At 40.3% G+C, this 12,940-nt stretch carries 13 protein-coding genes; 10 read left to right on the top strand and 3 right to left on the bottom strand.

Annotated features, from left to right (window positions below; all coding sequences use genetic code 11):
- The 7 genes from F607_RS34555 to F607_RS0106195 form a co-directional block, all read left to right on the top strand.
- The coding region (locus F607_RS34555) for a hypothetical protein (protein WP_027707400.1) at positions 1 to 201 on the top strand (201 nt) is incomplete at its 5' end.
- 549 nt (positions 202 to 750) lie between these two features.
- Complete coding sequence (locus F607_RS0106220) at positions 751 to 1,485, top strand: substrate-binding periplasmic protein (protein ID WP_027707399.1); 735 nt, start codon at positions 751 to 753, stop codon at positions 1,483 to 1,485.
- Between the two features lie 320 nt (positions 1,486 to 1,805).
- Entirely contained in the window at positions 1,806 to 3,155 is a 1,350-nt protein-coding gene (locus F607_RS0106215; RefSeq protein ID WP_038290347.1) for a sodium-dependent transporter, read from the top strand.
- Positions 3,156 to 3,591: 436 nt separating this feature from the next.
- The gene (locus F607_RS0106210; protein ID WP_027707397.1) at positions 3,592 to 4,338 is read left to right on the top strand and encodes a tryptophan 2,3-dioxygenase family protein; all 747 of its coding nucleotides are present in this window, start codon (positions 3,592 to 3,594) and stop codon (positions 4,336 to 4,338) included.
- Entirely contained in the window at positions 4,335 to 5,471 is a 1,137-nt protein-coding gene (locus tag F607_RS0106205; protein ID WP_027707396.1) for an aminotransferase class V-fold PLP-dependent enzyme, read from the top strand. The genes F607_RS0106210 and F607_RS0106205 overlap by 4 nt, the downstream gene beginning before the upstream one ends.
- A gap of 83 nt (positions 5,472 to 5,554) precedes the next feature.
- Complete coding sequence (gene tcdA / locus F607_RS0106200) at positions 5,555 to 6,352, top strand: tRNA cyclic N6-threonylcarbamoyladenosine(37) synthase TcdA (protein WP_027707395.1); 798 nt, start codon at positions 5,555 to 5,557, stop codon at positions 6,350 to 6,352.
- A gap of 197 nt (positions 6,353 to 6,549) precedes the next feature.
- Positions 6,550 to 6,831: a hypothetical protein gene (locus F607_RS0106195; protein ID WP_027707394.1), complete on the top strand. Its 282-nt coding sequence runs from the start codon at positions 6,550 to 6,552 to the stop codon at positions 6,829 to 6,831.
- Between the two features lie 189 nt (positions 6,832 to 7,020).
- Here the strand turns inward: F607_RS0106195 and F607_RS0106190 are convergent, their stop codons facing one another.
- Both F607_RS0106190 and F607_RS0106185 read right to left on the bottom strand, forming a co-directional pair.
- Complete coding sequence (locus F607_RS0106190; RefSeq protein WP_084611128.1) at positions 7,021 to 7,734, bottom strand: DUF4184 family protein; 714 nt, start codon at positions 7,732 to 7,734, stop codon at positions 7,021 to 7,023.
- A gap of 307 nt (positions 7,735 to 8,041) precedes the next feature.
- Positions 8,042 to 9,748 (bottom strand): SufS family cysteine desulfurase, encoded by a 1,707-nt coding sequence (locus tag F607_RS0106185; RefSeq protein ID WP_027707392.1) that lies wholly within the window; start codon positions 9,746 to 9,748, stop codon positions 8,042 to 8,044.
- A gap of 208 nt (positions 9,749 to 9,956) precedes the next feature.
- On the opposite strand from F607_RS0106185, the gene F607_RS0106180 reads away from it, so the two are divergent.
- The gene (locus F607_RS0106180) at positions 9,957 to 10,403 is read left to right on the top strand and encodes a VanZ family protein (RefSeq protein WP_027707391.1); all 447 of its coding nucleotides are present in this window, start codon (positions 9,957 to 9,959) and stop codon (positions 10,401 to 10,403) included.
- Here F607_RS0106180 and ubiT read toward each other — a convergent pair.
- A complete protein-coding gene (ubiT, locus tag F607_RS28375; protein WP_051310984.1) occupies positions 10,400 to 10,882 on the bottom strand; it encodes a ubiquinone anaerobic biosynthesis accessory factor UbiT in 483 nt (160 codons plus the stop codon). The two genes, F607_RS0106180 and ubiT, sit on opposite strands and share 4 nt — an antisense overlap.
- A gap of 143 nt (positions 10,883 to 11,025) precedes the next feature.
- Between ubiT and ubiU the strand changes: the two genes are divergently transcribed.
- Positions 11,026 to 12,024 carry a ubiquinone anaerobic biosynthesis protein UbiU gene (gene ubiU / locus F607_RS0106170; RefSeq protein ID WP_027707390.1) on the top strand — a complete coding sequence of 333 codons (999 nt, stop codon included), beginning with the start codon at positions 11,026 to 11,028 and terminating at the stop codon, positions 12,022 to 12,024.
- 8 nt (positions 12,025 to 12,032) lie between these two features.
- On the top strand, positions 12,033 to 12,920 hold the full coding sequence (locus tag F607_RS0106165; RefSeq protein ID WP_027707389.1) for a U32 family peptidase: 888 nt from the start codon (positions 12,033 to 12,035) through the stop codon (positions 12,918 to 12,920).
- Positions 12,921 to 12,940 lie beyond the last annotated feature (20 nt).

Below are 12,940 nucleotides of genomic sequence, written 5' to 3'. Positions count from 1 at the left end.
ACTGAACGTCTCAAAGTTGAAGCCCTGATAAAAACCGTACAAGAAATCGTAATGGCGGATGAACCACAAAAAGAGCTGATAGCTTTTACAAAGGCTTTAAAAAAAGTATTACCCGAGCGTAACTCGAAAAAACATTTGGCGGGTTTAGATCTTGGTAGGCAAGAGCCGACGCCTTCATTACAGCACCGAATGGCAGCTTGAATAAATATACAGCTTTGTCAACCTAAAAAAACTTCGGAATCGAGTTATAGAGACAGTGAGTCATAATAGAATTAAGGTGGGATAATTTTTTCGCTAAGTATACAAGTGGTATTAGCAAAGGCTTGGTGCACTAAAGTTATTGATATCGTCTTTATTGCCAATTGCTATATAAAATCAAATATAGTTGTGATGCTTGTCACATTTATTGGTTTTCCTGCGTGGTTAACCATTTTCATTTCGGAAATTACATAATTAAATCACGGGCCTTGCTCATTTAAATGTGAACTGTTTCCGGTAAAAATAGGCGCCAGCAAAATGAGTAGCAAATTTCATCAGCTTTGCTGGTTTTAAAGTATAGATGTCGGTGAAGCTCTCTACCCTTAAATAAAGGGTATCCACCTTATTAATTGTCATTTGAACATAAGATGCTTACGTGGTAATCGCGGTTAATGAGTATCTTATGGGCAATGATGAATGGGTTTTAAGTTTTGATAAGCAGATACTTATCAAATTTAAGGTTGTTAGTACGCTAGCATGTGGGACTAAGATATGCGATCTAAAGTAATAGCACTGAGTTTTCTGTTTATATTGAGTGGGATAGCTAATGCCCAGACTATTCAGTTGGTGACAGAACCATTTCCTCCACTCAATATGACAGTTACCTACAGTACGTTTGGTAAGAACGATAAAGTAACAGGCTTTGCCACTGAGATTGTTCGTGAAATGTTCAATCGTGCCAATGTAGATATGGAGCTGACTTTATATTCAAGCTGGGATCGTGGTTATCAAAAAGCAGTCAAGAAAACAAACTATGGAATTTATTCTGCTTTTCGTACCCCAGAAAGGGAAAAAGATTTTAAATGGGTTGGTCCTTTATTTAAAGAAGAATGGATCTTATTAGCCCCTAAAGGTTCTAGTATCAAAGTAACTAGCTTACAGGATATGAAAAAATACCGTATTGGTAGCTATGAAAATGATGCTATTTCTGAATTTTTAGAAAAGAAAGGCATTAAAGTGGAAAAGGCTCAAAATGATGTAGTCAATGCTACTAAAATTAAGCTGAACAAGATTGATGCTTGGGCAACCAGTTCATTGTCAGGTCCATTTATTGCGAAGCGCCATAAATTAGAAGATTTGGTTGTTGTTTATACATTTAATAGTAGTGGTCTTTGGTTAGCCATGAATAAATTTACTGACGATGACACAATTAATCAATTAAATACTTCCTTAAAGCGCATGGAGCAAAATGGAAGCATCGAAAAAATAATCAACAGCTACTTATAACTGTTATTCCTTCCTAAAAAAGTAGCAATGATTCTCCCTCTTATAGTTTTAAAGGATGTAAGGGGGAGCGTTCTTTCCTTCTCGTAAAATGTATATTCACTTGATATTGAAAGACCCTTGGTTGAGGGGGTTCTAATATCGTGCTGTGGATAACCTATATAAAAGCTGTGAATAACTTCGCTCATCTGATGCTTTGCTAATACCTTTAAGCTGACATCTATAAACGTATGTCATTGCATTTTGTTTGTTACATGGTAACTTGCCACGTCTTTAGTGGTTAATTGTTAGCAAATGCTTTCATTGCAAATAGGGTTGAAGTTGTGGGTGAAGTACGCGAACAGTTTAAAAGCCGGTTCGGGTTTGTCATGTCTGCAGCAGGCGCAGCAGTCGGCTTAGGTAATATCTGGGGATTTCCAACTCGGGCTGCTGAAAATGGCGGAGCTGCTTTTTTATTAGCGTATATCGTACTGATAGCGTTACTTGCCTATCCCATGCTGGTTGTAGAAATTACGATTGGGCGTTTTGGCCGTTCCAACCCGTGGGATAGCTTACGCATGTTAGACCGCCGCCGTGTTAGCTTATGGCTATCAAGTATAGCGGGTTTAGGCACTATTCTTGTGCCAACCTTGGTTATGACATTTTACTGCATCGTAGCGGGCTGGTTTTTATGTTATATGCTGGCACCCATCGCGAACATGCTGCAGCTAACCTCACTTGCTGAGTGGCTGACCGACTTTAGCACTTCACGTAACCTTACAGCGGCGGCCGTCTTTTATATTTTGACCATTGCTATTGTGCAAAGTGGTGTACGTGATGGGGTTGAAAAGTGGTCTCAACGGCTGATGCCGGCATTATTTATACTGTTTGCTGCGCTTATTGCATATTTGCTGACATTACCGGGAGCCTCTCAAGGGCTGGCTATGTATCTCATTCCTGATATGGATAAACTTTGGGATTCTGAGCTGTTAATCAGTGCCATGGGCCAGGCTTTTTTCTCGCTCACCATAGGAGGTGGCTCCATGATGGTTTATGGCTCTTACCTTGCCAAAAAAGAGCATATTCCGAAAATGGCTATGCAAGTCACTGCTATTGATACTTCTGTAGCCTTTATTGCTGGTTTATTGATTCTGCCAGCGATGTTTGTAGCCATGAATCATGGTGTTCAGATTTATGGCGAAAACGGTGAGTTATTGAGCTCAGATACACTGGTTTTTGCAGTACTCCCTTCATTGTTTGAAACAATGGGCAGCATAGGCAGTATATTAGCAGTAGCGTTCTTCTTGCTAATGACCCTAGCGGCGTTAACCTCATCGATATCAATGCTTGAAGTACCCGTTGCCTTGCTTCAAGAGAAAACAAAGCAAAAGCGGAGCCTTATCACCTGGGGGCTGGGCTTGTTGGCGCTATTGATCAGCACACTTATCATTTTTAACTTTCAACAGCTGTTTGGTTTGGTGATTGCTGTATCAACGGAGTATATGCAGCCGCTCACGGCTTTGGTGACCTGTATTTTGGGCGCTTGGCTGTGGAATAGACAACAAGTGATTGCAGAGTTGAAGCAAGGGTATCCGGAACTAATGACAGGAGTATTCTGGAAAATATGGCCATGGTATGTCCGTGTAGTATGTCCACTACTCATTATTCTGGTAATCATAAATACCTTATTTTAATTGAAAGGTAAGGATATCCTGCAGCCTGCTCATCTAAGCTTTTGATAGGTCTTCTCAGTTTGTGTTACTGGGGAGCTGGAAAGACTGAGCAGGCCCCACTCATCAATAATAAAACATTACTTTTGCTACTGTCTTATTTGCATGCTCGGGGCTTTTTATCTAAAGTGTTTTCCTGACTGAAGATAATAATAAAAAGCATCTCATGATGAGTCCTTTATGATCGTAACACACGGTTATATACATGTTGAGGCAAGTAACCAAAGCCTTTTGCCTAATACATCCTCGCTGTGGGTGACCATTGATCCCGCATTAGTGCTTTTTTTTCCTTAATCTTCCCTCCTGATCTTTTGTGACACCCTCTACCACTGGGTAATCACTTACTTACCTAAATCACAACTGATAAATATTTCAAAACAAAGGATTTGGAGGTTTGCGTATGGACCGTCAGCATTACTACCAATTAATGCAAGGGGAAGGAGAACTAGATTATGAGGTCTACTTACAGACCCAGCGTCTACTGACATGCCAAAAGCCCTATGATGAGTTTTGTAACCGAGATGAATTGATGTTTCAGGTTGTACATCAGGTTCAAGAGCTATGGATGAAGCTTATTGGTTTTACGCTATTGGATATTGATGACTATCTTGTGCAGAAACATACCAACCGAGTGATAACACTGTTTGGGCGAGTGCATAAATTACAACAACAAATGACTAATGGTTTATCTATTTTAGAGACGATGTCGCCCAAGGAGTATCAGGCTATCCGATTACAATTAGGTAATGGCAGTGGACAAGAATCACCCGGCTTCCGTAGTTTATTGAAAATGGCGCCACAATTGTGGAAAAGCTATGAGCAGAGCTATTTAAAACCATCTGAACTATCCATTGAGCAAGTTTATGACTCAACCTACAGCCATGACGATGCTTATGTTATTGCAGAAGCTCTTGCAGAGTTTGATGAACAGTTTAGGTTATTTCGTTTTCGACACTTATTACTGATTGAGCGAAGTATTGGCTTGGGCGCAAAGTCTCTAAAAGGACGTTCTGTTGGCTTGCTGGAAAAAGGTGTCCAACACTATTTTTATCCTGCGCTATGGGAAATTCGCAACCAAATGACCGACTCATGGGGTGGCGAGTATGGAGTGAAGCGGCCTTCAATAAACGATGGTGAAAATCAATGAGCTATCGAAAGTCATTTTATGTGCCTGAAGGTCTCTATTTTCTAAATCATTCTGTAGGGGCAAAAACTAAAGCGAGCGACTTAGCAGAGCATGAATTCAGCCAACAATGGCGAGATTTAGGCAATGGTGCATGGGACTCATGGCTGACTAGCTTGCAAGGGTTTTGTAAAGCAGTAGCTGACCTGTTTAATTGTGAGCCCCATGAGGTTTGTCCACAGCCTAATGTAAGTGCTGGACTGAGTAAGTTAATTGGTGCTTTGCCTCAACGTGCTGGACGCAATATTTTACTGCTTTCTGAGCTGGACTTTCCTTCAATGGGTTTCGTTGCCAAGCAAGCGGCTGCATTGGGCTATGCTGTGCAGCTGGTACCTGCCAAAGAGGGTGTGGTATCTCTCGAAGACTGGCAGCAACATATGAATGAACATGTACAGTTAGCCTTATTTACTCATGTTTTTTATGGTAACAGTTATCAACAGCCCATAGCGCAACTAACAAAGCTTGCGCAAGAACGAGACATTTGGTCGGTGGTAGATGTTGCACAGTCTGCAGGTGTCGTGCCCATTGACTTTAAGCAGTGGCAGTCTGATGCAGTGATTGGTTCTTGTGTAAAATGGTTATGCGGAGGACCTGGATGTGGTTACTTAATCATTAAAGGTGACCGTTTACCATTACTTGAACCAACCGATGTAGGTTGGTTTTCCCATCAGGACCCATTTGAGTTTGATATTACGCATTTTGCTTATGCTAATGATGCACTGCGTTTTATGGGGGGAACACCAAGCATTCAATCGTTTGCTGTTGCAGCATCTGCAATACGTCAGTTAACGAATATTGGTCTATTAAACATAAGGGCGCATAACCTGCATTTAGGCGATGTGCTCATGGAGGCCATGCAGGCAAACAGCTTTAAAGTAATAACGCCAAAACCTAAGGAGCAGCGTGGGGGAACTATTTGTATTGCTATGGCGCAACCTGACGTCGCGATTGCCTTCTTAAAGCAGAAAAATATAGCTGTGGATTATCGACCACGATTTGGAGTGAGGGCTTCCCCTCACATCTATAATACGGATGAAGAACTAGGGCAGCTAATTACTGCCATTCTACAGCTTGATCCTGCAGTAACAGGAAGATGACTGTGGGTATCAATCGTTAGGGATGACGGTATAATCAGTAGCCAGATAGTTAGCACATAATGCATCACGACCAAAGCTGTATCATGAATAAAGACGTATTTAATCAAAGGTTTTCTGGAATAACTCGCTTATATGGCGAGCAGGCAACTAACATCATTGCTAATGCACATATTTGTGTAATTGGGATCGGTGGGGTTGGTTCTTGGGCCGCAGAAGCATTAGCACGTACCGGGGTTGGCAAGTTAACCTTAATCGACTTAGACGATATTTGTGTTACAAATACCAACCGTCAGGTACATACCCTGCAGGAAACAATTGGCCATAGCAAAGTGGCTGTTATGGCAGAAAGAATACGTCAGATCAATCCTGCATGTCAGGTTGAAGAAGTGGATGACTTTATTACAGAGGAAACACTTGAAGAGTATATATCAACGGATTTCTCTGTCGTGATTGATGCCATTGACAGTGTAAAAGCCAAAGCTGCACTCATCGCGTTTTGCAAAAGACGTAAAATTCCAATCATTGTTACTGGAGGCGCTGGAGGGCAAAAAGACCCAACTCAAATTACCTATGGTGATTTAAGTAAAACATACAATGATCCTTTGTCTGCAAAAGTGCGCTCTCTACTACGAAGAAAGTATAATTTTACCCAAAATCCAAAACGTCGTTTTAGTGTAGAATGTGTTTATTCCTCAGAGCAACTCGTTTATCCACAGGCAGATGGCTCTGTTTGTCAACAAAAGTCATTACAAGAAGGCAGTACACGGCTCGACTGTGCCAGTGGCTTTGGTGCTGTGACTATGGTAACGGCAGCATTTGGTCTGACTGCTGCCGCACGTGCAATAGAAAAAATCTTAAAAAAAGCATCGCTTGCTCATTGAGCGCATTGCTATTAGCTCAGTACTTTAACCTGAAGCACTAAAAAAAATATGGTTGCTATTGTTAAACAGACAGTAGCTGTCTGGAGCTTATGGATATTTTAATTTTTTAATATACTTTTCATACTCTAGTATATTATGTCAGAGAGACGTTCATTAATAGTTATGTTTAATCGCAGTATCAAAATTAGGGTTTGAGCTTGAATAATGAAAAAGTTGTTGCTTGGTGTTACTTCTCAACAGCTTGCATGATATTACTATTAGCAGTGTTTAGTGCGTATATAGATCGATCAGATCCGTCACTTGGTGGAGGGAAAGGTTTATTAATTATGAGCTTAGCTACTGCAGTTGGTGACTTAGTCAAACCACTCTTTGGCTCTTATTCCACTGCTGTGATATTTCTTATTTTATCTGTACCATTTATCTGCATATGGAAAAAGAAATTAAGTGAATATCAGGAAAAACATAACAAAGCCAGTTAGCCTTAGCACACAAAACAAGTGGCTAAGGCGTCTAACACTTTGTTTTGTCAGTTTACTTTAAATTAACCCTAATATCAGTATGATGACAGTTTCTAGCCAAAACACGGTGAATAAAATAGAAATTAGTAAAGGCTTGACTCCCTTTATATAAACTGAATTCATTGATTAATGCACTTAAATCTTAACTGATTAGGGAGTATTTGTTCGTTTCTGCAAATTGACCACGAGCGCATAAATAAACATGCCGACAAAACAACCAGTGATGGCCCCATTAGCAGAACGAACAGCGTAATCTGTAAGCGTACTGGAGCCATGGATAACATTTGCCAGTACTATAAAAAATATGGTGCATGTTCCATAGATGCTGAGACCCAAGGTTAACTTGCCTTGATATTTAGCTTGGTGATTACTAGCCACAGTATATAAATACCAAGAGGACAACGCTATCAGGCCCAGGATACCACTGCCGTATTGATTCCATTTATACAGTGGTAGGGAAAAAAACGCTTTGTTCCAGAATTCACTGTTAATAACAAATGCTCCATCAGCATGGCTTGTTGCATCCCACAATACATGACTGTATGCACCAATTAGCACTCCAAATACAATCATAAAAAAAGGCATTACACCGAATGACTGTGACTCTTTTGGCAATCGCAACAGGTCCAATGTAGGGCCTGCTAACCAGAGGTACCATGCAAGTAACATCAAAAGAGAAGGTATAAGACAATGGGTGAATACTCCGAGCACAGAATGCCCCGGGGCTTCTGTTGGAGTAAGTGCTAACAGATACGGAAAATCTGGTGAAATGCTACCAACAACTAATGCTGCAAGCGGAATCTTTCCTCGCGTCATTACTGATACAGGAAGGCTGATTATTGCATGTGAAAGTGTGTACGGCATTGCTTTATTCAACTATTAATAAACGTTACGCTGATTTTTCAACCTCTTGCTAATTTAAGGCAGTCCTAAAAATAATAGAGGTCACATATATACACCAAGGAAAGCACTAATAGCAATTGCGACTGCATGATAAGACATCAGGTTTAGTAAGTAAGAGATAAAAGTGCAGTTTAGTTTAAATATTGTTTAGGAATACGCCGATCAGCCTATCCGCGAATAGACTGTGTCACTCTCAGTGAACATGCCTGAAAGCAAATATTTAATTCGCACGATAGTCAAGGAAAAATTCTGTTTCACACTTTATTACTTAAATTTCGCTAACATAGTCTCGTGCTATTTGTTGAATAGTATGTACGATACTATTTAAGCCATTGCTTCTTGATGGACTTAAATGGTGAGCTAAATCGAGAGTGGAAAATAACACTTGGAAGTCAGTTGTTAGAATATCTTCAGGAGTTTTATGATTAACATAGCTTATGACTAGTGTTAGTAATCCTCTTAAAATACGCGCATTACTGTCAGCCCAAAATTGAAGCGTTTTACTTTGTTCATCAAAACTTGAAATCAGCCACACCTCACTTTCACACCCTGATATTCGGTTCGCTTCAGTTTTATATTCTGTAGGCAATGGCGGTAATTGTTTGCTATTTTGCATAATAAGTCGATAGCGGCTTTCCCAGTTTTTCTGCTGTAGAAGTTTTGAAGTTATTTGTTGGCTATCGAGTACAAAAAACTGTAAGCCTTTAGGCGGTGTGTTTGGACAATAAATCGGCTTATCCTCTGCATGTTCTAAAATGTTATGCAGTGACTCAATTAGCCAATCAATTTCTTGTTGGGTGTTATAAAATGAAAGTGAAACTCTCAGCGTTCCCGAAACACCTAAATATTCCATAAGTGGCATAGTACAGTGATGGCCCACTCTAACCGCTATGCCTTTTTGATCAAGTAACAGGCCAATGTCTTGAATATGTGCATGAGAAAACGTCAGAGCTGCAATGGGTATTTTATCTGGTTGCTCTACTTGCTTTGAAGACCCGATGACATGTATATCAGAAAAGGTGTTTAATGAATTCTGCAGGTAATTCATTAATTGGTGTTCATAATTTATCAACTGTGCTCTATCATGTTTTTGTAAGTAATCTATGGCGGCTCCTAAACCAACAGCACCTGCGATGTTGGGGGTGCCGGGTTCAAACTTGAAGGGAAGTTGGTTATAGGTTGTTTTATCAAAACTGACTTGCTGGATCATTTCACCACCTGTTTGCCAGGGGGGCATAGCTTCAAGCAAGTCATAGCGACCATAAAGCACTCCTATACCTGTTGGACCATACATTTTATGACCTGAGAAAACGTAAAAATCACATCCTAGTTGTTGTACATCAATGGGAAAGTGCCCGACAGCTTGTGCACCATCTACAATTGTTATGATGTTATGCTGTTTGGCGAGTTTACAAAGAGCAGCAACATCATTGATGACTCCTAGTGCATTGGATACATGCGTCAGGATAAGTAATCGTGTTTTTTCAGAAATGTGTTGTTGTACTATCTGAGTATCAATGTGTAGTGCATTATTAAGTGGCAAAACTTTAAGCTGAGCGCCGGTTTGTTGAGTAACTATTTGCCAGGGAACAATATTCGCATGATGTTCGAGCGGTGATATGAGTATTTCATCGTTTTTTTGTAAGGTGGATAAAGCATAACTTTGTGCAATCAAATTTAAGCTTTCAGTTGCACCTTTAGTCCAGATAATCTCTTCGGGTCGATTGGCATTAATAAAGTGTTGAACTTTGTGACGGGCATTTTCAAAGCGCTGGGTAGCGATACTACTTAGGTAGTGGCTGGCACGATGAACGTTGGCATTACACTGTTGATAAACATCCATCTCAGCCTTTATAACATCTGTTGGCTTATGTGTTGTAGCGGCATTATCAAAATAAACTAAAGGGTGTCCATGCACTGTATGGTGAAGTCCTGAAAAGTCTTGCCGTACTGTGTTAACGTCAAATAAGCTCATAAAGTCTGTCTGTTATTTTCCCTATGGGTTGAAAGGGGGATTAGGTGTTACTTTAATGTGTAGTTGTTGTTTTTGAAAGTATAATCTTTGTTATGAGTAATAATTAAGCAGTAATTTAATTGTTATTTCTATGGTGCGAATCTACTCTTCTGAAATATGCACATCAAAATATTTTTTCGTACCGAAATACATTCAATAATAAATATTCATGATTAAGTTTGGCTTTTTTGTACTTTCTTGCCTAATTGTTTGGATTATTTATTGTGCGGAACAAGGCACTCTGCCTTATGTTCTGTATCGAGTTTATAAGTTTCCTGGGGGGGATAAATTAGGTCATTTTTTAGCAATGGGGTTTATTGTTTTAACGCTGGGTATTAATATTTTGGGTGTTTTAAGAAAGTGGCGTATTTTTAGTGTTTGTTTAGTTGCAGTTATAACGGCAATTTATGCAACGTATGCGGAGTTTTCCCAACAGTATATTTTTTATAGAACGTTTTCTTACTATGATTTAGTGAGTGGCTATTTGGGTATTGTATTCTTGGGAATGATACCAAGTATATTGGTAGCCCAGGCACGTTATGGTAATGAGTGGGCTACCGTGTTTTATTGGCTTAATTTAAGAGTAAAGCTGGTTTTTATTAAGTTGGAGAATTAAGTCTGTGGTTGAGGGAAAGCTCTCGACAGCAACTGAATACCGTGGCTAAGTGGAAAGCCAAGTTGGTCAAGCTCAACAGTGTCGAGTATATTTTTGAAGCCATGACTTAGCGCTGTATTGCCTTCCAGTAAAAGTCGCCGTTGAAAGAATAATGTGTCAGGGTCAACCTGTTGTGTTATCAGTAAGATGGCATCAGTTAATTTGCAGCTGATGCTGGCGTCTGCTGCTCCTTTATCTTGCACAAGACAACGTTGAGCTTGTGAGTTATAGCCTAAAAAATAGCTTAAATCGCAATCTAGCAGCTTAAGTTCAATCCACTGATCTTCAAGAAAGTCGAGCTCCCCTTCATCAATAACTGAACTCAATAAATGGTTGAGAAGCTTCTCCAATACATGTGTTTGTATCATTGTGGGGCACAAGTGCACAGGTTTTGTTAAGAGTGCTGCATGCTTCTCAAGAGCAGTAAACAGTAAGTTCATGGTAAGTAATGGTTATCTTCGTTGTCATCAATAGTGCTTCAATCTAGAAAACCCGTAAAAGAATTGCGTTGATATCAATCAACTGTAGTGTGGGCAGACTATGTTACTTTGCTGAACATTTTCCTGCTGCTTGAGGTATGTATATGTTAGAGCTTGTGTGTCCAGCGGGTAATTTGCCTGCCCTAAAAGCAGCAGTTACCCATGGAGCCGATGCCGTTTATGTTGGCTTTCGTGACCAAACCAATGCACGTCACTTTCCGGGCTTGAACTTTTCCACAGGAAAGTTGGAAGAAGGTATTCAGTTTGCTAAACAGCAAGGCACTAAAGTCTTTCTGGCATTGAATACTTATCCACAAGGGGCACAAATCACACCATGGTTGCAGGCTATTGATAAAGCAGCATCACTGAATGTTGATGCATTAATCATTGCTGATATAGGGCTTATGGCATATGCACATCAGCACTACCCTCACTTACCATTACATTTATCAGTGCAGGGCTCAGCAACCCATCCTCAAGCATTAAGCTTTTATCAGGAGACATTTGCTGTTAAACGAGCTGTTTTGCCCAGAGTACTGTCTGCCAAGCAAGTTGCCCAAGTGGTAGCCAACTCACCTGTTGATATTGAGGTATTTGCATTTGGTAGCTTATGTATTATGGCTGAAGGACGTTGTCACTTGTCGTCTTATTTGACGGGAGAGTCACCTAATAAAAATGGCGCTTGTTCACCTGCCCATCATGTGCGTTGGGAGCCACAGGAGCAACATCTTGATGTTCGCCTAAATGGTGTTCTTATCGATCGTTATCAACCGGATGAGCCAGCAGGCTATCCCACTTTGTGTAAGGGACGCTTTCAAGTCAATCAGGAAACCTTTCATGTGCTAGAAGAGCCAACCAGCTTGAATACACTGAGTTTGTTGCCTGAGCTTTATCAAATGGGTGTGAAAGCAGTAAAAATCGAAGGGCGCCAACGCAGTCCTGCTTATGTGGCCAATGTTGTGCGCATTTGGCGCGAAGCCATTGATCAGCTTAATACTAACCCTGAAAAGTTTTTAGTACAGGAGCAGTGGGCTCAACAGCTATGTAAGCTGTCTGAGGGTGTACAAACAACACTAGGAGCTTACTCTCGGCCATGGCAGTAAGAAATAATATGAAACTATCTTTGTCTGCAATACCTTTTTACTGGACAAAAGAAAAAGTCATCCATTTTTATGAGCAAATAGCGCCAAGTGCCGTAGACGATATTTATCTTGGCGAGACGGTATGTGCTAAGCGTAATGATCTGTCACTAGAGGATTGGCTGGCTATTGGAAAAAACTTACAAGCTGCAGGGAAGCAGGTTTATTTATCCAGTTTGGCATTAGTCTGTGCAAATAGTGACTATAAATTGATTGAGCGAGTCTGCAATGCGGGGATAACGGTTGAGGCGAATGATATGTCTGCCGTTGCTTTGCTCGCACGAATGCAAGTTCCTTTTGTGATAGGTAGCAGTATCAATATTTATAACCATCTAAGCTTGTCTGTATTATTGGATAAAGGGCTGATTCGCTGGGTACCACCAGTTGAAATGTCCGGTCAACAGATTAAAGAGACATTGCTTGAGCTTGATAAGACAGAGCAGGCACGACCTGAAGTTGAAGTATTTAGTTATGGATGGTTACCATTGGCATTTTCTGCCAGGTGTTTTTCTTCAAGAGCGAAAGGTGTACAAAAAGACAATTGTCAGCGTAATTGCTTGGATGATCCGGAAGGGCTGAGCGTTCAAACCAGAGAAAAAGACCAGTTATTTACACTCAATGGTATTCAAACGTTATCAGGTAAAAAGTGTAATTTGTTACCATTAATAAATACATTGGCTGACGTTGGGGTTGATATCGTTAGGGTTTCACCTCAACTCGAAGGTACGTTAGAAGTGATAAATGCTGCGCAACAAGCTTTAAATGGTCGTTTTGATAGTACTGAGACTTTAAGTAATTTGGCTGAAGATGAATGCAATGGTTATTGGTATGGGGAGCCGGGACTGATTGTAACTGGATAAAATATTTCCAATAATTTATA

Origin of the sequence: Zooshikella ganghwensis DSM 15267 (assembly GCF_000428585.1) — a bacterium.
Lineage (GTDB): Bacteria > Pseudomonadota > Gammaproteobacteria > Pseudomonadales > Zooshikellaceae > Zooshikella > Zooshikella ganghwensis.
Note: the sequence above shows the minus strand (reverse complement) of the source record. Positions and strands in the feature narration are given on the sequence as shown.

Bases quoted from the DNA above. Each gene is read 5' to 3' on its own strand.
- F607_RS0106220 (WP_027707399.1), top strand. From the start codon at position 751: ATGCGATCTAAAGTAATAGCACTGAGTTTTCTGTTTATATTGAGTGGG.
- F607_RS0106210 (WP_027707397.1), top strand. From the start codon at position 3,592: ATGGACCGTCAGCATTACTACCAATTAATGCAAGGGGAAGGAGAACTA.
- F607_RS0106205 (WP_027707396.1), top strand. From the start codon at position 4,335: ATGAGCTATCGAAAGTCATTTTATGTGCCTGAAGGTCTCTATTTTCTA.
- tcdA (WP_027707395.1), top strand. From the start codon at position 5,555: ATGAATAAAGACGTATTTAATCAAAGGTTTTCTGGAATAACTCGCTTA.
- F607_RS0106190 (WP_084611128.1), bottom strand. From the start codon at position 7,734: ATGCCGTACACACTTTCACATGCAATAATCAGCCTTCCTGTATCAGTA.
- F607_RS0106185 (WP_027707392.1), bottom strand. From the start codon at position 9,748: ATGAGCTTATTTGACGTTAACACAGTACGGCAAGACTTTTCAGGACTT.
- F607_RS0106180 (WP_027707391.1), top strand. From the start codon at position 9,957: ATGATTAAGTTTGGCTTTTTTGTACTTTCTTGCCTAATTGTTTGGATT.
- ubiT (WP_051310984.1), bottom strand. From the start codon at position 10,882: ATGAACTTACTGTTTACTGCTCTTGAGAAGCATGCAGCACTCTTAACA.
- ubiU (WP_027707390.1), top strand. From the start codon at position 11,026: ATGTTAGAGCTTGTGTGTCCAGCGGGTAATTTGCCTGCCCTAAAAGCA.
- F607_RS0106165 (WP_027707389.1), top strand. From the start codon at position 12,033: ATGAAACTATCTTTGTCTGCAATACCTTTTTACTGGACAAAAGAAAAA.